This is a genomic window from Aquimarina sp. 433 (assembly GCF_054054605.1).
The window spans coordinates 1-535 of record NZ_JBSWZK010000039.1 but is presented as its reverse complement, the minus strand read 5'-3'; the positions used below and the strand labels follow the sequence as shown (position 1 = coordinate 535).

Genomic DNA, 535 nt, shown 5'->3' with positions numbered 1-535 from the left:
CTTGGACTATCTCCTGTAGCTGTAGCACTGTTCTCTATAAATCCTGCATCGATATTTGCTTGTGTAATTGTTTGATTTGCTGTTACCGTTACACTAGCACCTGGTGCTAAACTTGCTATCGGACTGCCTACAATACTTCCAGCATCTGCATTGTCATCTGTAATTTCAATATCGGTTAATGTAACATTACCTGTATTGGTCACTACAATATCATACTCGATAACATCATTTAAGACACTTCCTGCTACCCTGACTGTCTTGATAACACTTAGACTTGGGTTTGGAATCTCATTATCGGTAATTGTTACAGTACCACTTGGATCGGTATTACTCGTATTACCACTGGTAACTGTACCACTAACTGTTAAGTCCTCACTTGGCTCAACTATAGCATCATCGATAACAGGAATATCAACAGTAACACTAGTCGATCCCGCTGGAATCGTAACCGTAGTAATAACCTCTGTATAATCACCTGGCTCACTAGCACTACCATCTGTAGTAACTATATCTATAACCGTATCTACACTACTCG

The 535-nt window shown here is 39.8% G+C and carries 1 protein-coding gene; it reads right to left on the bottom strand.

The genetic code is table 11. The features are described 5' to 3' along the window. Window positions 1–535: DUF7507 domain-containing protein (locus ACWNT5_RS24260; protein ID WP_456518862.1), on the bottom strand; the 535-nt coding region annotated here is incomplete at both ends.